This is a genomic window from Mycolicibacterium sphagni, assembly GCF_002250655.1.
In the GTDB taxonomy this organism is placed as follows: Bacteria; Actinomycetota; Actinomycetes; order Mycobacteriales; family Mycobacteriaceae; genus Mycobacterium; species Mycobacterium sphagni.
The window spans coordinates 224412-247489 of the sequence record NZ_NOZR01000004.1; the positions used below are offsets into that span (position 1 = coordinate 224412).

The window sequence follows — 23078 nt, forward strand, 5'->3', positions numbered from 1 at the left end:
GTGAGCATGTTAGATGCCCACATACCGCAGATCGTGGCCGCCGAGGCCGCGTTTGGAGCGAAGACGGCGCTGATGCGCAGCACCATCGCCCAGGCTGAGCAGGCCGCGATGGCGGCCCAGGCCTTCCACCAGGGTGAGTCTTCGGCCGCCTTCCAGGCTGCGCACGCGCGGTTCGTCGAGGTTGCCGCGAAGGTCAACTCACTGCTGGATATCGCCCAGGTGAACCTCGGCGAGGCCGGCGGCACCTACGTCGCCGAAGACGCCGCCGCAGCCACGACGTACGGAGGATTCTGATGTCTCAGATCATGTACAACTACCCGGCCATGTTGGCGCACGCCGGTGATATGGCCGGCTATGCCGGGACATTGCAGGCGGTCGGCGCCGATATCGCCACCGAGCAGTCCGCCCTGCAAGGCGCCTGGCAGGGCGACACCGGAATCACGTATCAGGCGTGGCAGGCTCAGTGGAACCTGGCCATGGAGGAGCTGGTGCGTGCCTACCGGGCGATGGCCAGCACCCACGAGACCAACACCCTGTCGATGCATGCGCGCGACCAAGCCGAAGGCGCCAAGTGGGGCTGAGACTTGGCCGCACATAACGCGGTCGAGCTGACCGTTGATGCTGCCTGGCTCGTAGCCGAAAGCGTTGGCGCCGGCTCTTTTCCATGGGTGCTGGCGATCACGCCGCCCCTGACCGAACCGTGCGAGGCGAACGCGACCCTCGCACGGGTGCGCACGGAGCTGAAACGCGTGCGCGTGATGTCGGCGGACGGGCGGATCGACCCCACGGTGGCACGGTGGGTGCGCACCGTGTGCGCGCCGCACCGATGGCTGGAACTCCGTTACGTGCGGGGCGCCGGTTCCGACCTGATGCGCGGTCTGGTGGCCCGGCGCGGGCAGGACACGGTCGTGGCGTTGCGCAGCGGCGAGCTCGTCACGTTCACCGAACTCGACATCAGCGATCCCGCACTCCTCGCCCAGGTCGTGACTGCCGGCTTACCGGGCCGTGACCCGGCGCGATTCGCCGAATTCGCGCTGCCGACCCGGGTGGGGGTGCGTGCCGACGAACGACTGCGCGCCGGCGCTGATGTGGACGGCGTTCTGGCGAGCTTGGGACTACCGCCCTCGGCGATCCCGGTGGTGCACTCGGTGTTCAGCGGACCGCGCAGCTATGTGGAGGTGCGCGCGGGCTCAGCCCATGACGGCGCCCAAAACCTCAGTGACGTGGGGATCGGCATTGTCGACGCGGCCGCCGGCCGGCTTCTGGTAGGCCCCGAGCGCGCCGCCGACGGTGAATGGTTGTCGACCTACGCGCCGGGCACCCCGTTCGCGATAACACTGGCCCTCGAGCGGCTCGCCGAGACTTTGCCCGATGGACGCTGGTTCCCCGCCGCCGCATTGGCGCGCGACTTCTCCAGCAACAGAATCTGATGAGGAGAGAACGAATAATGACCGAAACTCCGGTGCTGCCGATCGTACGCGTTGCCGTTCTAGCATACGGGCGGATCACCGATGTGGCCCTGCCCGCCGAGCTGCCGCTGCGCGACATACTGCCCGCGGTGAAACGGCTGGTCCCACAGCCGGAGTGCGACGGGGAAGCCATTGGCCCGACCCCGATGACCCTGGCTCCGATCGGCGGTGCGCCGTTCAGCGTCGACGCGAGCCTGGACACCGTCGGCGTGGTCGACGGGGATCTTCTTGCGCTGCAACCGGTTCCAGCGGGACCGATATCGCCCGGCGTGGTGGAAGACATCGCCGATGCCGCCGTCATATTCTCGGCCGCCCGTCACCGTCCCTGGGGGCCGCAGCGCCTGCAGGTGGGAGCCCGGATCTCCGTCGCGGTGTTCGTCGTGGCGCTGTCCGCGGTGGCCATCGCCCATCGCGCCGCGACCGCCTCGGTGATCGGTCTCTACGCGGTGAGCGCCCTGGCGGCCCTCACTGCGGTCGCCGGCCTGTCGCTGCGCTCCCGGTCGGCTCGGCTGGCCACCGAGGTGTCCGCGGTGGCCCTGGTGCCGATCGCTTCGGCATTCTGGCTGGCCGTTCCGGGGCTGTGGGGGCCATCGCCGGTGATGCTGGCCGCCGCTGGTGTGACGGCGTGGTCGTTGATCGTGCTCACCCAGACTGAAGTCGGAGTGGGATTGTTCACCGCGGCAGCGGTTGTCGGCGTCGGTGTGCTGATGGTCGCCGGTGCCTCGGACCTGTGGCAGTTGCCGGCGTCGACGGTGGGCTGCGCACTGATCGTGCTGGCCCTATTGATCACGGTGTCGGCCCCCGCGCTGGCCGCGACGTGGGCCCGGTTTCCGCTGCCGGTGATACCGGCCCCCGGCGACCCGACTCCGTCCAGTCCGGCGGCGCGGCTGCTGGCCGATCTGCCCCGTCGGGTGCGAGTCGGCGAGGCCCACCAGACCGGCCTGATCGCCGGTGGTGTGCTGTTATCGTCGGCCGGATCGTTGATCGTGGCCGGCCGGGCCGAGGGCCCGGGAGGCTGGGGCTGGTATCTGGTGGCCGCCGCCGCGGCCGCCGCGGTTCTCCGGGCCAGGGTATGGGACACCGCGGCATGCAAAGCCTGGCTGCTCGCCCAGCCGTTCTTGGTGGCCGCCGGGCTGCTGGTCGCGTACGCCGTGGATCTGCGTTTCGTCGCTGCGCTGTGGGCACTCGTAGTCCTCGGCGCGCTGACGGCGGCGTGGGTGGCGGTGGCCGTGAACCCGAATATGGCGACGGCGGAGCACTATTCGCTGCCGGTCCGTCGGCTTGTGGGATTCGTTGCCTCCGGTATCGACGCATCGCTGATTCCGGTGGTGGCCTATCTGGTCGGCATCTTCGCATGGGTCCTCGATCGATGATGCGGACCGCCGCGTTTGCCGCGGTGGTGCTGTTGGTCACCGCCCCGGTGGCCGGCGCTGTCGACCCGCCCGTCGCCGACCCGGCGGCGCCGCCGCCACCGGGCAGTGTCGGCCCGACCGGCGGGATGGCTCAACGCTCCGAATGCGTGACGACCGGGATACGGGCGGGGACTGACCCCGCTGCGGTGCCCGCGAACCAGACGATGCTGAACCTGTCTGGGGCGTCGGCATATTCGCGTGGCGAAGGCCAGACGGTGGCCATCATCGACACCGGGGTGCACCCCGGCCCGCGGCTCCCCAACGTGACCGGAGCCGGTGACTATCTGTCGGCCGGTGACGGGCTGACCGACTGCGATGGACACGGAACGGCGGTCGCCGGCATCATCGGCGGACAACCCGGTCCCGACGGATTCAGTGGCGTCGCGCCGGCGGCGCGGCTGCTGTCGATCCGGCAGGCCTCGCCGCGGTTCTCGCCCAACGCCGCCGGGAAGGACGCCGCATCGGTCCAGGCCGGCATCGAGATCGACACGCTGGCCCGCGCGGTGGTCCATGCCGCGGACCTCGGGGCCACGGTCATCAACATTTCGACGGCGTTCTGCCTGACACCCGACCGGCTGTCGGATCAGCAGAAGCTCGGCGCGGCGCTGCGCTACGCCGCCATCGACAAAGACGTCGTCATCGTCTCCGCCGCAGGCAATTCCGGTGCCAGCATGGCCGGCACGCCGGGGACAGAATGCACGTCCAATCCACTGGGCGACCCGGCGCACCCGGGTGACCCGCGCAATTGGGCCGGCGTGACCTCGGTGTCGGTGCCGTCCTGGTGGCAGCCGTATGTGCTGTCCGTCGCGGCGCTGACCGCCGATGGCCAGCCAACCGATTTCACGGTGTCCGGGCCGTGGGTGGGCGTCGCCGCCCCCGGGCAGAACATCGTGTCGGTGAGCAACGATGCCGCGGGAGGGTTGGCCAACGGGATGCCCGACGGCCGCGGCGGTATGGCCCCGCTGGATGGAACCAGTTTCGCTGCGGCCTACGTGGCCGGAACGGCCGCCCTGGTGCGCAGCCGCTATCCGGGCATGCACGCCGACGAAGTGGTGCGCCGGCTGACGGCGACCGCGCACAACGGCGCTCAGGCACCCTCGAACGTGGTCGGCGCCGGAACCCTCGATCCGGTCGGCGCGCTCACCTGGAACGTGAACCTCGGTAGCGAGACCTCACCGGTACCGGCCACCAAACACATTGCGCCACCGGCCGTGTCAGCAGCGGGCGACCACACCCCGCGAACGGTGGCCTTCACCGCGACGGCGGTGCTCGCGGCCGTTGTCGCTGCTGTCGCCGTCATCGCACGAAGACGCAAGGAGGAACGGGAATGAGTGGCATCCCTGGCGCCGGACGGCTCACAGTCGTCGCGCTGGCCGCAGTCTCGGCGGGGCTGGCCTACCCGTGGCGATCGCCCACCGACACCTGGGTGCTGGGCGTCGCTGCCGCGACTATGGTCCTGGCATTGATCTGGTGGCGGGGCAGCTACCTCACTACGATCGTGGCGCGACGAATCCGGGTGTTGTTGCACCGCAAGATGATCCAGGCCGCTTCGGCTGATCTGCGCCCAGTGGGCGCCGACGTGGTCACCACCGTGCTGATTCGAGTCGACAGTCACGACCGCGAACTGCCCATAGGGTTACTCGGGGGCTATCTCGATCGCTACGGCCTGGCGTGCGATTCGGTGCGGGTGACCACTCGCACGGCGGCGGGCGCGACCACGACGTGGATCGGACTGACCTTTAGCGGAGCACGCAACCTGGCCGCGCTGCAGGGCAGGTCGGCACAGATTCCGCTGCGGCAGACCGCCGAGAGCGCGGCCCGCCGTCTCGTCAGCCATCTACGCGAAATCGGCTGGACAGCAACGCTTGTCGAATCAAGTCAGGTACCGGAACTGGTGGCAGCCGATGCCCGCGAGAGGTGGCGGTCGGTCACCGACGCTCGCGGCCACCTCAGCACTTACGCCGTCGACGTGCCCGAGACTCTTGCCGCGGTGCGGTCGGTTGCGGCCGCCGAGGCATGGACGGTGGTAGAGATCGCGGGACCCTCGCCACGGGATCGGGTTCGTGCCGGCGCAGCGATCCGCACCGAGGAGCAACCGGCCGCCTCGCCACCGTTGCCAGGTTTGGTGCCGATCCCCGGTCGACAGGCCAGCGCGCTGGCCGCGTTGCACCCGCTGTCGGGTATTCGTCTGCTCAACTGAAGAAAGGGAATCGCCATGGCGGACAACAAGCCGTCGCGCGGCTGGCAGGGGACCGTGCTGAAACTGTTCCGGGCCGGTGAATACGAACTGACTGTCACCGGTCGCGAGCAGCTCAGCGAGCACTACCTACGGCTGCACTTCGACGCCGGCGGGATGCTGGTCGATCGACAGGTTCACCCGACCATGTGGATCCGGATGTGGTTCCCCGGCGGCGCAAAGCTCCACCAGCGGGGATACACACTGGTGAATCCCGATTCGGTGAGCGACACCGTCGACATCGAATTCGCGTTGCACGACGGCATCGCCTCGCGGTGGGCCTGTGCGGCGCGACCCGGTGACGCGATCGGCGCCACAGTGCTCGGCAGCAGTTTCACGCTACCCAAACCCGAACCGGTCGGATACGTGATCGTTGGTGACACAGCGTCTTTGCCCGCGATCAACTCGCTGCTGGACTCGATCGGGGACGCTCCGGCCACAGTGTTCCTAGCGGCCGGTCACGACGACGACCGGGACCTGCCAGTCGCCCGGAGTGCGGGTGTCACCTGGATCGACCGGAGGGACTCGGGCGCCGCGCTGGTCGAAGCCGTCAGCGACGCCGCCTACGACGCCGAGGATCACTTCGGATGGGTTGCCTGCGACAACCGCACCACCCGCGCCGTCGCCAAGATCTTGCGTGAGGACTACCGCATCCCTCGCACATCGATCAAAGCGCAGGCCTACTGGGCCGAGGGGGCCTGACCGAGCGTCGGGTTCCCGCCCACATCGCCACCGCAACGAAGGCGATCAGCGCCAGACCGGTCGCGAAGGTACTCATGTCGAACGGCCCCGCGCTCGGCCAGCCCGCCTCAGTGCGGGCCGAGCCGCGCAGGAACGGGACGACGGTGAGGACCCCGATCGCGAGCAATCCTTCGCCGAGAACGACCGCGGGGAAGTGCTGTGCGGCAAGGTGAAAGAGACCTCGCTGATCGCCGTCTCGCTTCAGGACGCGGATTCTGGGTAACAGCACTCGCACGTTGTAGGCCCCCGCGCTCAGCAGCGCGAGCACCAGGATGAGTTTGACCCCGAGGAATCGCCCGTAGGAGGTGGTGAAGAACTGGCTGGGCGTCCCGACATGGTTCCACGCCAGCCAGGTCCCGCTGACAATCAAGGCCCCGACTGCGACCAGGGCCACCAGGCTGAATCGTTCCCAGATCTGAGCCCAGTCCGTTGCGACCCGATCGTCATCGAACACTTGGGAAACGTTGCGCCGCAACACTATTGCTGTCGTGCCCAAAATGAGCAAGCCGCCCGCCCATGTCATCGCGGCCAGCAGATGTGTGGTCGTCAGTATGGTGGTCGCCATACGGTTCGGTGCGATCGGCGTCAACGGGATGTTGGGAATCACCGCTGCGAGTATCGCGATGATCGCGACACCACTGGCCAGTATCCGCGAGTGCGTCCATCGCATCGCCACCAGCCCACAGGCCGACAGTGCCAGCGCAGCGTATTCGACGACCGTCATTGCGGTGACACGAGCCGCGGCGTGGAACTGCAGCACGATTGCGAGGACCACGATGACCGCGGCCGGCAGAGCGAGACTGCGTGTGCCCCGGGATACCAGGCCACCTCGGGACTCGGGGATCGCCAATGCGCCGACGGCCATCCCGATGCCGAGAGGCAGCGACACACTCAGGTAGTAGACGACCGCCGTTACGACCGCGATGGCGGCCGGAGTCGGTGGAGTTGCGCCGGGCACGGTGACATCCTTACTGAGCTGGGTGGATACTCACCAGCACGATAATGCCGCCTGCTTTGTTCACCCTGTGTGTGAAGTGTGCGCTCCGGGGGAAGCTCAGGGCCGGCCCTGACGCCCCGAATACCCTTGCCACGGGCTGTAATCCGCCAGCAGTTCTTCCTGTGCCGGGCGCGCGGCCTCGGGCACGTGTTCGAGATTGATTCGGATGCGATACCAGATGGAACTGGGCCCGCGCATACCGTCGACGAGGATGTCGGTGGGTTCGAGCGCCTGCGCGGCATCGGGGTGCCGCCCGCGCCAGACTTCGAGCGCCGCCATCGCTTCGTCACGGGTCTTGGTGCGCGCGATCTCGATCAGCGGCTTGTTGCCCTTCGGCGGTTTCTCGGCGGGCCCGAGCTCCTCGGCCAGCCGCAGTAGCGCGTCCAGCGAGCCGACCGCGTCGTTCATGGATTCCCAGGGGTCGCCGCGTTCGGCGAACCGGGACGGAACGGTGGCGATGGTGAACTCCTCGGCGCGGCACCCGGGCACCTCGTCCCAGGTCAGCGGTGTGGATACCCGGGCGTCCGGGGTGGCTCGCACCGAGTAGGCCGAGGCGACGGTGCGGTCCTTGGCGTTCTGGTTGAAATCGACGAATACGCCCTGGCGTTCCTCTTTCCACCACTGGCTGGTCGCCAGCTCCGGTGCGCGACGCTGCACCTCCCGTGCCACGGTCTCCGCCGCCAGTCGCACCTGCTTGAACTCCCAATGCGGCGCGATCCGGGCATAGATGTGGAAGCCGCGCGATCCCGAGGTCTTGGGCCAGGCCGTCAGGCCGTGATCCTCGAGCACCTCGCGCGCTACCTGGGCCACGTCCAGGATCTGCGGCCACAGCACACCGGGCATCGGATCGAGGTCGATCCGCAGCTCGTCGGGATGGTCGAGGTCGCCTGAGCGGACCGGATGCGGATTGAGATCGACGCACCCGAGGTTGACTGCCCACACCAGTCCGGCCGCCTCGCGCAGAACCGCTTCCTTGGCCGAGGTTCCCCGGGCGTAGCGCAACTCGGCGACCTCGATCCACTCGGGCCGCTTCTCGGGGGCGCGCTTCTGGAAGATTGCCTCTTCGGTGATGCCCTTGACGAATCGCTTGAGGATCATGGGCCGGTCGGTGACACCGTGCAGCGCTCCGCCGGCCACCGCCAGGTAGTAGGTGACGAGGTCCATTTTGGTCACCGGATCGCGTCCGCCGGACGCGGGGAAGACCACTTTGTCGGGATGGCTGATGGTGATCTCGCGGCCGTTCACCTCCATGTGGCCATGGTAATTAGGCCGCTCGTTCTGTCCTGGGTGCGACCCACGTCACATAGTGTTGGAAGCATGCCCAGTCTCATGGATCTGCCCTCGCAGGCGTTGGCCAAGGCGCAGCAGTTGGCCGAGCGCGGCTCTTCTGAGCTGCACTACTTGTTCAAGATGATCGAGTCGGGCGCGCTCCGGCTCGAGCCTCCGCAGAACCTTCTCGCGATGGTGGCCGACATCCGTCGCTGGGGCGAGATCGGCATGGTTCCGGCGCTCAACGCCCGCCGCACGCCGACCAAATTGGCGATCGTCGACGACGAAGGGTCGATGACGTTCAAGGAGCTCGACGAGGCCGCCCACGCCGTGGCGAACGGACTGCTGGCCATGGGCGTCAAGGGCGGCGACGGGGTGGCGATCCTGGCCCGTAATCACCGCTGGTTCGTGATCGCCAACTACGGTGTCGCGCGGGTCGGTGGCCGCATCATCATGCTGAACACGGAATTCTCCGGGCCCCAGATCAGAGACGTCTCCGAACGCGAGGGCGCCAAGCTGATCATCTACGACGACGAGTACTCCGAAGCCGTGAAGCTGGCGGAGCCACCCCTGGGCAAGCTCCGGGCATTGGGCACGAATCCCGACGCTGCCAATTCGTCGGCCTCCGACTCCGGCGACCAGTCGGGCAGCACCGACGAGACCCTGGCCGACCTGATCGACCGGAGCAGCAGTGCGCCGGCGCCGAAGGTCACCAGGCGGGCGTCGATTGTGATCCTCACCAGCGGTACCACCGGAACGCCCAAGGGCGCCACCAGGAGCACCCCGCCGACGCTCGCGCCGATCGGCGGCGTGCTCTCGCATGTGCCGTTCCGCGCGGGCGAAGTTACCTCGCTGCCGTCGCCGATGTTCCATGCGCTGGGCTACCTGCACGCCACCATCGCGCTGACCCTGGGCTCAACGCTGGTGCTGCACCGCAAGTTCAAGCCGGCCACCGTGCTGGAAGACATCCCCGTCCACAAGGTCACCGCGATGGTGGTGGTGCCGGTCATGCTCTCCAGGATGCTCGACGCGCTGGAGAGCATGGAGACCAAGCCGGACCTGTCGTCGCTGCGGATCGTGTTCGTCTCGGGCTCACAGCTCGGCGCGGAGCTGGCCACCCGGGCACTGAAAGATCTCGGTCCGGTGATCTATAACCTTTACGGCTCAACGGAAGTCGCGCTGGCCACCATCGCAGGGCCGAAAGATCTGCAGATGAACCCGGCCACCGTCGGCCCTGTCGTCAAGGGCGTGAAGATCAGAATCCTCGACGACAACGGCAACGAGCTGCCACAGGGTGAGGTCGGCCGGATCTTCGTCGGCAACAGCTTCCCCTTCCAGGGGTACACCGGAGGCGGCGGCAAGCAGATCATCGACGGGCTGTTGTCGTCCGGTGACGTCGGCTATTTCGACCACAACGGGTTGCTGTTCGTCAGTGGGCGGGATGACGAGATGATCGTCTCCGGTGGTGAGAACGTGTTCCCCGCTGAGGTCGAGGATCTCATCAGCGGACACCCCGATGTCGTCGAGGCGACCGCACTCGGCGTCGACGACCCCGACTGGGGTGCCCGGCTACGGGCGTTCGTCGTCTTGCGCGAGGAAGCTGAACTGAGCGAGGAAGCCGTGAAGAACTATGTGCGCGAACACCTTGCGCGCTACAAGGTCCCGCGCGAGGTGGTGTTTCTGGCCGAACTCCCGCGCAACCCCACCGGCAAGATCCTCAAGCGGGAGCTGCGCGAGATCGAAGTGCAATAGCGCGCCGGCCCTTTCGCCCGACCGACAAACCGCAGCGAAAGAGGGCCTACGGGTCGCGGGGGAGGCCCAGCAGCCGCTCGGCGATGATGTTGAGCTGCACCTCCGAGGTGCCGCCGTAGATGGTGGTCGACCGGCTACCCAGCAGCCACTCGGCCCACTTGCCCTCTAGGGCTCCGCGATCACCTATGGCTCCGTCTATTCCGAACGACGACACCGCGAACTCGGCGTACCCCTGACCCGTGCGCATCGACAACAGCTTCGAGATGGCCGCCGACGGCATAGCATCCCCGCCGGCGAGCGTCAGCAGCGTGGAGCGGAGGTTCAGCAGCTTGGCCGCATGTCCCTCGGCGATCAGTTCGCCGGCCCGGTGATGACCGATCTGATCGAAGTGGCCGCCGGTGACGAAGTCGACGAATCCGTCGAGGTTGGCCAGGAACCCGGGCTCACTGCTGCCGATCGAAACCCGTTCCGCGGTAAGGGTATTGCGGCTAACCTCCCAGCCGCGGTCGACCTCGCCGAGCACCAGCTCGTCGGGAACGAACACGTCGTCGATGAACACGGTGTTGAACATGGCGTGGCCGGTGAGCTCACGCAGCGGCTTGACCTCGACCCCTTCGCTCTTCATGTCCAGCAGGAAGTACGTAATGCCATTATGTTTCGGCGCGCTGGGGTTGGTCCGCGCCAGCAGCGCGCCCCACTGTGCGAACTGTGCGCCGGTGGTCCAGATTTTCTGGCCGGTGATCCGCCAGCCGCCGTCGACCTTGGTGGCCTTGGTGGTCAGGCTGGCCAGATCGGACCCGGCGCCCGGCTCGGAAAACAGCTGACACCAGATCATTTCGCCACGGAACGTTGGCGGCAGGAAGCGCTGCTTCTGCTCCTCGTTGCCGAATGCCACGATCGACGGGATCAACCAGGCCGCGATGCCCATCTGCGGGCGCTTGACGTGCCCGGCGGAGAACTCCTGGGCGATGATGATCTGTTCGATCGGCTTGGCCGCCCGGCCCCACGGCTTGGGCAGGTGCGGTTGGACCCAGCCGGCCTCGGCGATCGCGACTTTGCGTTCTTCCCGTGGAATTGCCTTGAGTGCAGCCACTTCCGCCCGGATCTCGTCGCGGAGTTTTTCGGTCTCGGGGTCGAGGTCGATGTTGACCGCCCGCATCCCGGTGCTGGTCGCGGTGTCGAACACCTTCTGCGCAAACTCGCTGGCGCGTCCGAACGCGGCGACCAGCCCGAGGGTGCGTCGGTAGTACACGTTGGTGTCGTGCTCCCAGGTGAAGCCGATGCCGCCGTGTACTTGGATGCAGTCCTGCGCGCAGTGCTGGGCGGCGGCCGGCGCCAAGGTCGCTGCTACCGCCGCGGCGAACTCGTAGGAGGTTTGCTCGTTTTTCCAGGACTTTTCGGCGGCCTCATCCAGTGCGCGCGCGGCATCCCAGACCGCCGCAGTGGCGCGCTCGGTGGTGGCGATCATCTCCGCGCACTTGTGCTTGATGGCCTGGAACTGGCCGATCGGCCGGCCGAATTGTTCGCGGATCTTCGCGTAGGCGGCGGCGGTGTCGGTGGCCCAGCGGGCGATGCCGATGGCCTCTGCGGACAGCAGCGTGGTGACGATGGCCCGCCCGGCGGCCTGGGACAGGTTCGACAGCACCTGATCGCCGGTGACCTCGACCGCGTTGGCCCGCACGTGCGCCACCGGGCGCAGCAGGTCCACCGAGTTGACCGGTTCGATTTCCAGGTGATCGGCGTCGAGGATCAGCCATTCGAGACCGCTGTCGATGGCGACCGGCAGAACCAGGATCGAGGCTTGTGCCGCGGCGGGCACTGAGCGGGCTTCGCCGCGGATGACCAGCGTGTCGGCCTGCCGGGTCGCGGTCAGGCCGGATTCCAACGCGCACGTGGCGATGAGCTCCCCGGTGGCCAGCTGGCTCAACAGCTTGGCGTCCGGGTCGTGAGCCGAGATCAGGGCGCTGGCGATCACGGAGGGGACGAACGGTCCCGGCACAGCGCCATAGCCGAACTCGGCGATCACGATCGCCAGCTCCAGCAGGCCGAAGCCCTGGCCGTCCACGGACTCGGCGAGGTGCAGTCCGTGCAGGCCCTGCTCGGCGGCGGCCTTCCAGTAGGGCGGCGGGTTTGGTATCGGGCTCTCCAGCGCTTCGTGCAGGGCTTCCGACGGAGCCACCCGCGTGACCAGGGATTTCACCGAGTCCGCGAGGTCGTTGTGCTCGGGCGTGATGGCGATGGGCATGGTGGGTTGCCTTCCCTATTAACCGGTCGGTTGGTAGTCAGGCTACCTGTCCGGTTACCGGTTGCGGTCAGGGGTTGCGCGCAGGGCCACCACCACAACAGCCGACACCATCATGAAGATCCCCACAGCCCACATGCCGGCCTTGTTGTTGCCGGTGAACTCGTTGAGCGCACCGGTCGCATAAGGCGCGGCGAACCCGCCGAGGTTGCCGATCGAGTTGATCAGCCCGATGCCGCCGGCGGCGGCCGCGCCAGTGAGGAACTGCGCGGGCAATGCCCAGAAACTCGGAATCGCGCTGAAGACTCCCATGGCGGCGATGCTCACCGGGATCATCACCAACAGGGGCGAGTGCAGATACAGGGCGATCGGAATCGCCAAGCCGCCCAATCCCATTGGGATCGCGACGTGCCATACGTGTTCGCTCTTGCGGTCGGCGTGGCGCGACCACAGGTACATGGCGATCGCGGCCAGCGTGTACGGAACCGAGGTGATCAGGCCGACCTGCAGGATCGACAAATGCACGCCGAAGGTCTGCTTGAACCCCGTGATGATCGAGGGCAGGAAGAACGCGAGCGCGTAAAGGCCGTAGGCGACACCGAAGTACACCAGAGACAACGCCCAAATCCGTGGGCTGGTCAGCGCGCGGCGCAGCGGAAAGTCGAAGGCGCCGGCCACATCACGTTCCTCGGCGGCCAGCACATCGATCAGCCACTGCCGTTCGTCGGGCTGCAGCCAGTGCGCTTCGGCCGGATGGTCGGTGAGATAGAACCAGCAGATGATGCCAAGGATGATCGCAGGCAGGCCGACCCCAATCATCATGAACTGCCAACCGGCCAAACCGAATAGGCCTTCGCCGGCCTGGATCATCCAGGCGGCCACCGGAGTCCCGATCGCTGCCGCGACCGGGCTGGCCATCATGAACAACGCGACCATTCTGGCCCGGTACGCACCGGGGAACCAGCGGGTGAGATAGAAGATCACCCCGGGGAACAGGCCGGCTTCGGCCACGCCGAGCAGGAATCGCAACACCAGCAGGGTGGGCGCATTGGGGGCGAATCCGATTGCCACCGCGACGATTCCCCACGACACCGCGATGCGGGCCAGCCAGCGGCGGGCGCCGAAACGCTCGAGAGCCAGATTGGACGGCACCTCCACCAGCACATAGCCGATGAAGAAAATGCCCGAGGCGAGTCCGAACATGCTCGCAGTGAGCTGCAGGTGCTCGCTGATATCAGCTTTGGCAATGCCTAGGTTGGTGCGGTCGAGGTAGTTGACGAAGTACAGCGCCATCAGGAATGGCACGACGCGGACGATGACCTTGCGCAACGTTCGGGTTTCCAGTGATCTCTCACCCGCTGATACGACGGACATCCTGCCTCCCGTTCACGACGTTGACCAGGTCGCGACCGTCCCGAAGACGGCGACAATTATCGACCGCGTGAATAAGGTACCGCCGCATCGTGTCGGCGGTATACCAGGTGACGTGCGGGGTCACCACGACGTTGTCGAGCCGCAGCAGCGGGTTGTCCGGTTCGACGGGCTCGGTGGCGAACACATCTAGTCCGGCAGCGGCCAGGCGGCCGTCGCGCAGTGCATCGACCAGGGCCGGCTCGTCGATGATTCCACCGCGAGACGTGTTGACCAGCACAGCATCCGGCTTCATCGCCGCCAGCGCGGTGCGGTTGATCAGCTTGTCGGTGGCGGTGGTCAACGGAAGGTGCAGGCTGACGATGTCACTTTCGGCCAGCAGGTCAGGTAGCGGGCGCCACGTGTCGGTGCCGTCGTCTCGGGTGTTCGTGTGCAGAACGGTGGCGCCCATCGCGAGCACGATCTGTTCGAGGCGTTTGGCGATATTGCCGTAGCCCACCAGGCCTACGGTGCAGCTGCCGATATCGCGCACGGTTTCGCCCAGGCTCGCATCGGTCGGCCAGCCACGGCCCTGCCGGGTGGCGCGGTCCAGGGCGGGCAGTCGGCGCAGGGCCGCCAGCATCAGCAGCAGCGCGCCCTCGGCGACCGACGGGGCGTTGGCGCCGGGCATATTGGCCACCGCGATTCCCAATTCGGTGGCCACCTCGACATCGATGGTGTTCACCCCGGCGCCGAGCTTGTGTACCAGGCGCAGTCGCGGACTGTCCCGTAACTCGGCACCTGACAACGGGCGAAGCACGTGCCAGATGACCTCGGCGTCGGGCAACTCGCGGTGCAGCATTTCGTCGTCGTTTTCGTGACACCACCGGACATCGAGCCAATCCGATTCCGGTGCAACGATATCCAGCACATTGCCGTCGGGCAGGAAATGCGCCAGGACCCTCAGCGCCACCGCTTGGCGATCCACTTCGTGATGGTGTCCGCCTGCTCGCTGCGTGCCCCGGGGGTGGTGAAGTAGTGGTCGGTGTCGATCGAACAGAGCGTCTTGTCGGTGCTCGCCAACGCATCGAAAATCCGTTGAGCGTCCGACGGGAACACGCCGGTGTCCTGGTCGGCGTTGATGACCAGGGCCGGGCAGGTGACGCGGCCCAGATGCGGCTCGGCTCGGGTCTGGGCGGTCTTGAGGCTCCACATGCCCAGCCAGCTGCGCAGGGTGCAGGCGCCGGCGATGCCGTGCGCAGAGCGGTTGGCCTTGGCCGGCACCCCCGCGTAGCAGAGGTTGGGTTGACGGCGGGTGGGCTCGATGGACGGGTCAACCATGCGGGGATCAGCCCAGGTTCGCAGCACCGTGAACGGCCGGTCGGAGTATCCGGCGGCCTGCACCCGTTTGAACTCGGTTTCGGCCCAGTCGGTGATGGCATGGTTGCGCGCGATCTGCGCGGACCGATAACGGGCGACGAAATCTGCGGAGAACGGCGGCCCGTTGCGCTCGTCGAACAGATCGAGTTCGGCATCGCTGGCCACCGGGTCGTTTTCGTCGACGACGGAAGCGTCCATCCAGGCGGTCAGCACCTCGGGGCGCCCGGGGTGCGCCGCGCTCGCGATGTATCCGTCGGCCGGTGGCAGCTCGTTCAGCCCGGCGGCGGCCCGCATCCCTTCCAGCGGCGTCACATTGGGGTCGAGGGCCTGTGACTGGTAGGCGGCCATCAGCGAGCCGCCGCCCGAATTGCCCAGCAATACCACTGTTTCCACACCCTGGAATTCGCGCAGCCAGCGCACACCGACGCCGATGTCGACCAAGGCGTGGTCGAGCAGGAAGCTGCTCTCGAAACCCCGAAAGCGGGTGTTCCAGCCGAGAAAGCCGACGCCGCGGGTGGCCAGGTAGTCGGCGAGGTAGTGCTCGGAGAAGTCGATCTGATAGTGGGTGGCGATGACGGCGACCTTGGGCTTGCGGCCCACCCCCCGGTAGTAGAGGCCTTGGCAGGGATGTCCGCCGGCGCCGGCCCGGTGCGCGGTCGGGGACGGCACCCCGATGAACTCGCGGACGACTCCGGGGGTTGGCATGCTCGGGGGCCTCCTTGCCATTGATCGCTGAGGAGAGACGATATTCGCCGGCGTCGCCGTCCACGCCTGAATCCGGTGTTAGGTTCGATCACGAGAGTTGGCCAGGATCTCTGGGAGCACATCATGATCAAGCCGCACAACACCAATCCCGAATTCGAGCTCGGCGGTATCAACCACGTCGCGCTGGTCTGCGCCGACATGGAGCGCACCGTCGACTTCTATTCGAACGTGCTGGGTATGCCGCTGATCAAGTCGCTCGATCTGCCCGACAACATGGGCCAGCATTTCTTTTTCGACGCCGGCAACGGGGACTGCGTCGCGTTCTTCTGGTTCGCCGAGGCTCCAGACGGCGCGGTGGGCAGCACGATGCCCGCGGCACTGCCCGGGCTGGGTTCGATCGTCAGTGCGGTGGGGTCGATGAACCACCTCGCCTTCCACGTGCCCGCCGAGAAGTTTGACGAGTACCGTCGTCGCCTCAAGGAGAAGGGCGTGCGGGTCGGGCCGGTGCTCAACCATGACAACAGCCCCCGGCAGTCCACGCGTGAGCTTCACCCCGGGGTGTATGTCCGATCGTTCTACTTCCTCGACCCTGATGGAATCGTTCTTGAGTTCGCCTGTTGGACAAGAGAATTCACTGACAACGAGGCCGTGATCGCGCCCAAGACCGCGGCCGACCGCAGACTGCCTGCGACTCTCTAGAATCCCGTCGAACCGGTGGGTTGCGATCCGCAAATGCTTTCGGAGCGCAGTGATTGTTTAAGCGGGGACACCGAAGTCGCAGTTCAGAAGCCATCCTAAGCGCATTGCCAGCTTGTCCGCAGGTGCTTCACCGCCGGATCGAGGCTAGTTTCCCCTCACTCAAGTGACGAGGTAGTTCTCGCAAGGCAAGGAGTGGCCGATGGCAGAGGCGTCGGAAGGCGGGCCGGATCGCCCGAGGCGATTCAGGCGGGTGCCCTGGCTGAACGTCGTCGGTGTCATCGCCATTGTCGTGGCATCGGTTCTACTCGTGGTGAAGAACCTGCCCGACGACGCCCCGAATCAGATCCTCAACGTGTCCTACGACCCGACTCGCGAGGTGTACGCCGCGCTCGACAAGGCGTTCGTCGAGCAGTACCGCAACCAGACGGGCGTCAACCTCGTCATCAATCAATCCCACGGCGGCTCGGGTCGTCAAGCGCGCGCTGTCATCGACGGTTCACAGAAGGCCAACGTGGTCTCGCTGGCCCTGATCAGCGATGTCGACGCGTTGCGCAAACGTGGCTTGATCCAACCTGACTGGCGGCAGCGGCTGCCGCACAACTCGGTGCCGTATACCTCGACGATCGTGTTCGTCGTCCGAAAAGGGAACCCGAAGGGCATCCACGACTGGCCGGACCTCATCAACGGCGACGTCGCGGTGGTGACTCCCGACCCACGTACCTCGGGCAACGGCCAGTTGACCGTGCTGGCCGGGTGGGGTGCGGTCACCACTCGAGGCGGCACAGAAGAGCAAGCGCTGGATTACTTGAAGTCGTTGTACCGGCACGTGGCGGTGCTCGACGAAGGGGCCAGGACCTCTGCTCAGAGCTTCGCCGACCGGCAGATCGGCGACGTCCAGCTGGCCTGGGAGAACGAAGCCTTGCGTGAGGCAGCGGACAGCAAGGGCGCGCTGGAGGTCGTCTACCCGCCGGTGAGTCTTCTCGCCGAGCCGGCTGTCGCGTGGGTTGACGCCAACGACACCAATGCGAAGACGGCCTCGTATGCCAAGGCGTACCTCAACTATCTCTTCACCGATGCCGCGCAGGAAGTGTTCGCGCAGTACGGGTATCGGCCGGCGAACCCGGCCATTCTGGCCAAGCACTCCGACCGCCTACCGAATCTGGCGCTCTTCCCCGTCACCGCCATCGCCAAGGATTGGGACGACGCGCGGCAACGCTTCTTCGGCGCAAACGGCATCTATGACGTTGTCTCGGCTTCGGTGCCGGCCGCGTTGTCCGGTCATTCGATCTCCACCGGCCTGGGAAGGGGCGGAGCGTGAGTGTGTCGCTGAATTACGGCTGGGCTACCGGCCGTCGCGATGTGGTGGCGGGTCTGACCGTCGCCGCGGTGGCGCTGCCGCAAGGCATCGCGTATGCCCTCATCGCGGGTGTGGATCCCAAATACGGTGTCTACTCCGCGATAGTCGTCACAACGATCGCCTCGATCTTCGGCTCGTCGTCGCACCTGATCAACGGACCGACGAGCGCGATCTCGCTGCTCGTGTTCAGCTCGCTGGCGTTCATCGATCCGGAAAACCGGACCGTGTTGTTCGAAGCGCTTTTCGTGCTGGGGATTCTGGCCGGGACGTTCCAGATTCTTATCGCCGTGTTCAAACTCGGCGACCTGACGCGATACATCTCCGAGTCGGTCATCATCGGGTTCATGGCCGCGGCGGCCTTTCTGCTGGCGATCGGTCAGATCTCCAACGCGCTCGGCGTGAAGAACAAGGGCAACGCTCACATGCAGGTGCTGGAGCGCCTGTACCTCACCGTGTTTCACGGTGACCCGATCAATCTGCGGGCAGTCTTTCTGAGCGTCACAGCCGTTGTTCTGGCCGTCGTCCTCCGGAAACTGGTGCGGCGCTTCGGCTTGCCGCAGATCGACCTGCTGACGGTACTTGTCGTCGCGGCGGTGATCGCTTATGCGGCGGGGTGGTCAACCGCGGGCAAGGGCGGAAAGACGGCCGTGGCGCTCGCCGCGAGGGTTCCTCAAAGCCTGCCTTCGCCACACATTCCGTCGCTGGATCTCGGGTCGCTCGCCCAGCTGTCTCAAGGTGCGTTGGCGATTGCCTTCATCGGTCTGATCGAGGCGTTGTCGATCGCGAAAGCCATTGCCCACCAGTCGCAACAGAAGATCGACTACAACCGGCAGATTCTCGCGGAGGGTCTGGCGAACCTGGTTGGCGGCTTCTTCCAGAGCCTGCCGGGGTCCGGCTCGCTGTCCCGGTCTGCGATCAACTTCCAGGCGGGTGCCCTGACCCGGTTCTCCGGAATCGTGTCCGCAGCGGCGGTCGCGGTCGCGTTGCTGCTCTTCGCTCCCTTGCTGCACTACGTTCCCGAATCAGCCCTGGCCGGGTTGCTGTTGGTCACCGCAGTCCGTCTCGTCGACTTCAGGCGGCTGATCACGACGGTCAAGTCATCGCGCTATGACGCCGGGCTCGTCGTGATCACGGCCCTCACCGGCGTGCTGATCGACCTGGACAAGGCGGTGCTGCTCGGGATCGCGTTGTCCATCGTCCTGTTCGTGCCGCGTGCGGCGAAGCTCAAAGCCGCCGAACTGACGGTGACACAGGACCGCGTGGTGCGTGAGCGCCTCAGCGATGACCCGGAAGATTCGTCATTGGTCATCTACGACCTGGAAGGCGAGCTGTTCTTCGGCGCGGCCCCGGAACTCGATCGGTATCTCGACACACTGCGCGCCCGGATCAGGTCGCAGCAGCTTCCGTTTGTCATCTTGCGGCTCAAGCGAGTACGGAACCCCGATGCCGTGTGCATCGAGCGGCTGGAGCAGTTCCTGCGCGAAGAGGACGGTCGCGAGCACGGCGGCACCCGGGTGGCGATCTTGCTCGCGGGCGTGCGTCCCGACACGCTGAAACTTTTGCGTAAGAGCGGTTTTGACGACTGGTTTCCGGCTGAGCAGGTGTTCCCCGAGGAGGCCGAGGAGTACTCCGCGACACTGCGGGCGGTGCGTTATGCCAGGTCCAAGATCGGCGTCCCACCATCCGAATCCGCGCATGTCGAGACCAACGGAGAGCAGCACCGCGATCCGCTCTACTACCTGGTCTGACTAGTCGCGGAACAGTCGCGGCTCGCCGAGATCGTCGAGGATCGCGGTGAGCTGATCGACGAGTTCGTCCGGTGTCAGCCTGATGGCACCGCCCAGCCAGGCGCTGATGGTCTGACCGACGCCACCGACGACGAAGTGCGCGAACGCCTTGATCCGGTCGTTGGCCGGCCGGTGCAAAGTCGCCTCGACGTGCTGACCCGACAGCATCGCGAACAACGCGCCGGACTCCTGTCGTTTACGGACCACCGTGGCGTTGGACAGCTGCGAACTGAACATCAGTCGCCCGACCCGGGGGTCAAGCTCGATGGTTCGCACGATGTTGGCCATGGCCGCGCGGTTCTGTGCCTCCGCTGGGGCGGTCGCGACTGCCGCCTGGGTGGTGGCGGCGAGCCCGGCCACCACCCACTCGAAGACCGCCGCAACGAACTCGTCCTTGTCGGTGAAGCTCTCGTAGAAGTAGCGAGTGGCGACGCCGGCCTCCCGGCAGATACCGCGAACGGTGAGCTCAGCCGGGTCGACATAGCTGCCCAGCAGTTCCAGCCCAGCCTCCAGCAGACGGGCCCGGCGCCGGGCCAGTCGATCGGCGGCGTCCACGCCGCCGTAGGGGCGAGCCTGGGTCATCAGCCCATATTGACATTGCCGCGGCCAGGGCGGCAATATTGGGAAACATTCGTTGTCAGATTTCAACCCGATAGGTGGCGTGCAGTGGCGATCCGTGAACCCGTCAGCCACGTCGACCGGGCCGTGAGCGCGCCACCCCTGCCGGCCGGGCGTCACCGCAGGTGGGGTCCTGGTTTCGACGACGGATTGATGGGTGTAGCGCTGTTGGCCGGCGCGGCAAACGTGATCATGGAACTGGCCCGGCCCGGCGTCGGCTATGGCGTGAAGGAGAGCCGGGTCGAGAGTGGGCGGGCCGACCGGCACCCGGTTAAGCGGGCCCGGACTGCGTTCACCTACCTCGCGGTCGCGACCCGTGGCACCGAGGAGCAGAAGAAGGCGTACCGGCGGGCGGTCAACAAGTCGCACGCCCAGGTGTACTCGACGCCTGAGAGCCCGGTCCAGTACAACGCGTTCGATAAGGACCTGCAGCTCTGGGTGGCCGCCTGTCTTTACAAGGGCGGGGTCGACATTGCCCGGGTCTTCATCGGTGAGATGGACGACGAGACCGCCGACCGGCATTACCGCGACAGTTCGGCGCTGGCCACCACGCTGCAGGTACCTGCCGAGATGTGGCCGGCCGATCGGGCCGCCTTTGATCGGTATTGGCAGGAGTCGCTTGAGAAGGTGCACATCGACGACACGATGCGCGAGTACTTGTATCCCTTTGCGGTGTCGCGGCTGCGCGGTGTCCGGCTGCCGGGACCGGTACAACGGGCCCACGAGGGGTTCAATCTCCTGGTCACCACCGGGTTCCTGCCGCAGCGTTTCCGCGACGAAATGCGGTTCGAATGGAACGCGGACAAGCAGCGCACGTTCGACCGACTGATGGCGGTCATCCGATTCTTCAATAACCTCGCGCCGAGGTTCATCCGCGAATTTCCGTTCAATATGCTGCTGCGCGATCTGGATTGGCGGATCCGCACCGGCCGTCCGTTGGTGTGAGCCCTGCCAGAATCGGCGGGTACCCTCGCGGTGGTGCGAACTGACAACGACACCTGGGACATCACCACCAGTGTCGGCTCGACGGCATTGTTCGTCGCGGCCGCCCGGGCACTGGAAGCGCAGAAGCTCGATCCACTGGCCGTCGACAAGTTCGCGGAGATCTTCTGCCGTGCGGCGGGTGGTCCGTGGGCCGCGGTGGTCGACGGTGAGGCGCCCGATCACCCATTGAAGTCCGAGGGCTTCGGCCGGCACTTCGTCACGTTCCAGGCCGCGCGGACCCGCTACTTCGACACGTACTTTCGCCGCGCCGCACAGGCGGGTGTGCGCCAGATCGTTCTGCTGGCAGCGGGTTTGGATTCCCGCGGTTACCGGTTGGACTGGCCGGCCGGCACGGTCGTCTACGAGCTTGATCAGCCGCAGGTGCTGGAATTCAAGCGCGACACGTTGGCGGCACATAGCGCCTCCGCGACCGCCGAGCGCCGCGAGATCGCGGTCGATCTCCGCGATGACTGGCCACAGGCGTTACGGGACAGCGGGTTTCGCTCCGACGAGCCTTCGGCGTGGATTGCCGAAGGGCTGCTGATCTACCTGCCTGCCAGCGCACAAGAGCAGTTGTTCGCCGGTATCGACTCGTTTGCGAGCTCGGGTAGCCACCTCGCGGTCGAGGAGGGCAGGCCGATGGATCGTGACGTGTTCCAGGCGAAAGTCCAGGAAGCCAAGGCCGCCGACAACGAGCGCGGCCAGTGGTGGCAGCTCGTGTACAACGAGCAGCATGCGCCTGCTGCGCAGTGGTTCGCCGAGCGCGGGTGGAGCGCCGAGGAGACCACGCTACTGGACTACCTCGCGGACGTCGGCCGCTCCGCGGACTCCGCCGACGCTGAGGCGGCCAACATGCTGGCCAGCGTCAACCTGGTGCGTGCCGTCAAGGGCTAGTCCCACATGAACGGCCGCAGGAACCTGTTGATGCGGCGCAGATACTCCGGCTGACTCACATGCAGGATGTGGTTACCCGGGAACCAGTGCAGCGCACAACGATCCCAGTGTTCCCACAGAGCTTCGGATTGTTCGGGTGGCGCCAGCCGGTCGCCGAGACCGGTGATGATGAGTCGCCGATCCCGCGGCACCAGCGGAGCGTAGTTCAGCGCGCAGTGATACGCCGACGCCGCAGCCGAGTCCTCGCGGCTAATAGTGCCGAACGTGCGGCCCAATTCGATCAGCTTGTTGGCCGGCCACCACTCGTCGAAGGTCCGCTCGGGCGTCACCACCGGGACGTTGGGGATCACCGCTTCGAGCCGGTCGTCGGCGGAGGCGACCAGCGCTGATGTGTAGCCGCCCAACGACATTCCAGTCAGCGCAATGCGTTCCACGCCGGTGTCACGCAGCCAGTCCATCACGGAGCGGAAGTCGTGCACGGCCTGCGCCATGGTTTCAGCGAACCCGGCCATGCCCTGGGAGAAGAAGCCGTAACCGCTGAACGGGGAGCCCTTTTCGGCTCGTCGGCCGTGGAAGGGCAGGGTGTAGAGCAGCACGTCGTATCCGGTCCGGTAAAACCACGGCAGCGAGAAGAACAGCCCGTTGAACAGATACGGCGACCCCAAGAAGCCGTGGATCACACACAGCGTCGGCCGGGGACCATCGCCGTGGCGCCAGTGTTGGGCCCACACGACATTGTTGCGCTCCAGCCGTTTCCACTGCTTGCGCATCTTCGGGTTGACCGGCTCGAAGCTGCTGTCGAACCGCATGTTCTGAACGTTGCCGTGGGCGATGTACTGCGCCACCGGGTTAGCCGGCCGGGTCGAGACCGTCGGCAGCACGGTAGGAGCGGGAAACGACAGGGCCGGATCCTGGCGGGCGGCGAGTTCGGCGTAGAACTCGAGGTTGCCGCGCTCGCGGTGCAGGTCCGACCGGCGGACGATGCTCTTCGCGACAGTGGGCAGCATCGACGCCCCGACCAGAGAGGCGATCGCCGTGCGCAATCCGATGTCGGCGACGGCCGAAGTATCCACGATGAGTTTCTGCATCGTCGTCAGGTCGGAGCGGTCGGGCAATCCCTCGTAGCCGGCGTCAGCACCGGCAACATCGGGTACCGGCATGGGCATATCGGCGTTTGACGGCATTG

The 23078-nt window shown here is 66.4% G+C and carries 21 protein-coding genes; 13 read left to right on the top strand and 8 right to left on the bottom strand.

Features of this window, described 5'->3' with window-relative positions; translation table 11 throughout:
* From CG716_RS06720 to CG716_RS06750, 7 genes are read left to right on the top strand one after another with little or no spacing between them, the layout of a single operon-like run.
* Positions 1 to 294, top strand: coding sequence for a type VII secretion protein EsxS (locus CG716_RS06720; RefSeq protein ID WP_094477687.1), 294 nt, complete (start codon positions 1 to 3; stop codon positions 292 to 294).
* Positions 294 to 581 (top strand): WXG100 family type VII secretion target, encoded by a 288-nt coding sequence (locus CG716_RS06725; protein ID WP_094477689.1) that lies wholly within the window; start codon positions 294 to 296, stop codon positions 579 to 581. Before CG716_RS06720 ends, CG716_RS06725 begins: the two co-directional genes overlap by 1 nt.
* A gap of 3 nt (positions 582 to 584) precedes the next feature.
* Positions 585 to 1430, top strand: a complete 846-nt coding sequence (locus CG716_RS06730; protein ID WP_094477691.1) for an ESX secretion-associated protein EspG — start codon at positions 585 to 587, stop codon at positions 1428 to 1430.
* A 17-nt stretch (positions 1431 to 1447) separates the two neighbouring features.
* On the top strand, positions 1448 to 2842 hold the full coding sequence (gene eccD / locus CG716_RS06735) for a type VII secretion integral membrane protein EccD (RefSeq protein ID WP_094477693.1): 1395 nt from the start codon (positions 1448 to 1450) through the stop codon (positions 2840 to 2842).
* Entirely contained in the window at positions 2839 to 4212 is a 1374-nt protein-coding gene (mycP, locus tag CG716_RS06740; RefSeq protein WP_094477695.1) for a type VII secretion-associated serine protease mycosin, read from the top strand. The genes eccD and mycP overlap by 4 nt, the downstream gene beginning before the upstream one ends.
* Complete coding sequence (gene eccE / locus CG716_RS06745; RefSeq protein WP_094477697.1) at positions 4209 to 5081, top strand: type VII secretion protein EccE; 873 nt, start codon at positions 4209 to 4211, stop codon at positions 5079 to 5081. The genes mycP and eccE overlap by 4 nt, the downstream gene beginning before the upstream one ends.
* Before the next feature lie 15 nt (positions 5082 to 5096).
* Positions 5097 to 5819, top strand: a complete 723-nt coding sequence (locus CG716_RS06750; RefSeq protein ID WP_094477699.1) for a siderophore-interacting protein — start codon at positions 5097 to 5099, stop codon at positions 5817 to 5819.
* Here the strand turns inward: CG716_RS06750 and CG716_RS06755 are convergent.
* Both CG716_RS06755 and CG716_RS06760 read right to left on the bottom strand, forming a co-directional pair.
* Positions 5785 to 6816: a CopD family protein gene (locus tag CG716_RS06755; protein WP_094477701.1), complete on the bottom strand. Its 1032-nt coding sequence runs from the start codon at positions 6814 to 6816 to the stop codon at positions 5785 to 5787. The genes CG716_RS06750 and CG716_RS06755 overlap by 35 nt on opposite strands.
* Positions 6817 to 6912: 96 nt before the next feature.
* Entirely contained in the window at positions 6913 to 8106 is a 1194-nt protein-coding gene (locus tag CG716_RS06760; RefSeq protein ID WP_094477703.1) for a DNA polymerase domain-containing protein, read from the bottom strand.
* 66 nt (positions 8107 to 8172) lie between these two features.
* On the opposite strand from CG716_RS06760, the gene fadD2 reads away from it, so the two are divergent.
* Positions 8173 to 9876 carry a long-chain-fatty-acid--CoA ligase FadD2 gene (gene fadD2, locus CG716_RS06765; protein ID WP_094477705.1) on the top strand — a complete coding sequence of 568 codons (1704 nt, stop codon included), beginning with the start codon at positions 8173 to 8175 and terminating at the stop codon, positions 9874 to 9876.
* A 46-nt stretch (positions 9877 to 9922) separates the two neighbouring features.
* Here fadD2 and CG716_RS06770 read toward each other — a convergent pair whose 3' ends face one another.
* Genes CG716_RS06770 through CG716_RS06785 form a run of 4 tightly spaced genes read right to left on the bottom strand, consistent with a single transcriptional unit; the run spans position 9923 to position 15553 of the window.
* A complete protein-coding gene (locus CG716_RS06770) occupies positions 9923 to 12121 on the bottom strand; it encodes an acyl-CoA dehydrogenase family protein (RefSeq protein ID WP_094477707.1) in 2199 nt (732 codons plus the stop codon).
* A 54-nt stretch (positions 12122 to 12175) separates the two neighbouring features.
* The gene (locus CG716_RS06775; RefSeq protein ID WP_094477709.1) at positions 12176 to 13492 is read right to left on the bottom strand and encodes an MFS transporter; all 1317 of its coding nucleotides are present in this window, start codon (positions 13490 to 13492) and stop codon (positions 12176 to 12178) included.
* On the bottom strand, positions 13470 to 14435 hold the full coding sequence (locus CG716_RS06780) for a 2-hydroxyacid dehydrogenase (protein WP_094477904.1): 966 nt from the start codon (positions 14433 to 14435) through the stop codon (positions 13470 to 13472). Before CG716_RS06780 ends, CG716_RS06775 begins: the two co-directional genes overlap by 23 nt.
* Positions 14432 to 15553 carry an alpha/beta hydrolase gene (locus CG716_RS06785; RefSeq protein ID WP_094477711.1) on the bottom strand — a complete coding sequence of 374 codons (1122 nt, stop codon included), beginning with the start codon at positions 15551 to 15553 and terminating at the stop codon, positions 14432 to 14434. The genes CG716_RS06780 and CG716_RS06785 overlap by 4 nt, the downstream gene beginning before the upstream one ends.
* Before the next feature lie 123 nt (positions 15554 to 15676).
* Between CG716_RS06785 and CG716_RS06790 the strand changes: the two genes are divergently transcribed.
* From CG716_RS06790 to CG716_RS06800, 3 genes are all read left to right on the top strand, one after another.
* Complete coding sequence (locus CG716_RS06790; RefSeq protein ID WP_094477713.1) at positions 15677 to 16252, top strand: VOC family protein; 576 nt, start codon at positions 15677 to 15679, stop codon at positions 16250 to 16252.
* Positions 16253 to 16451: 199 nt separating this feature from the next.
* The gene (locus CG716_RS06795) at positions 16452 to 17570 is read left to right on the top strand and encodes a sulfate ABC transporter substrate-binding protein (RefSeq protein WP_094477715.1); all 1119 of its coding nucleotides are present in this window, start codon (positions 16452 to 16454) and stop codon (positions 17568 to 17570) included.
* Entirely contained in the window at positions 17567 to 19357 is a 1791-nt protein-coding gene (locus CG716_RS06800) for a SulP family inorganic anion transporter (RefSeq protein WP_094477717.1), read from the top strand. Before CG716_RS06795 ends, CG716_RS06800 begins: the two co-directional genes overlap by 4 nt.
* On the opposite strand, the gene CG716_RS06805 is transcribed toward CG716_RS06800, so the two are convergent.
* Positions 19358 to 19978, bottom strand: a complete 621-nt coding sequence (locus CG716_RS06805; protein ID WP_094477719.1) for a TetR/AcrR family transcriptional regulator — start codon at positions 19976 to 19978, stop codon at positions 19358 to 19360.
* Positions 19979 to 20062: 84 nt separating this feature from the next.
* On the opposite strand from CG716_RS06805, the gene CG716_RS06810 reads away from it, so the two are divergent.
* On the top strand, positions 20063 to 20959 hold the full coding sequence (locus CG716_RS06810; RefSeq protein WP_165774043.1) for an oxygenase MpaB family protein: 897 nt from the start codon (positions 20063 to 20065) through the stop codon (positions 20957 to 20959).
* A 33-nt stretch (positions 20960 to 20992) separates the two neighbouring features.
* The gene (locus tag CG716_RS06815; protein ID WP_094477908.1) at positions 20993 to 21892 is read left to right on the top strand and encodes a class I SAM-dependent methyltransferase; all 900 of its coding nucleotides are present in this window, start codon (positions 20993 to 20995) and stop codon (positions 21890 to 21892) included.
* Here CG716_RS06815 and CG716_RS06820 read toward each other — a convergent pair.
* Positions 21889 to 23076, bottom strand: coding sequence for an alpha/beta hydrolase (locus CG716_RS06820; RefSeq protein ID WP_094477721.1), 1188 nt, complete (start codon positions 23074 to 23076; stop codon positions 21889 to 21891). The two genes, CG716_RS06815 and CG716_RS06820, sit on opposite strands and share 4 nt — an antisense overlap.
* Positions 23077 to 23078 lie beyond the last annotated feature (2 nt).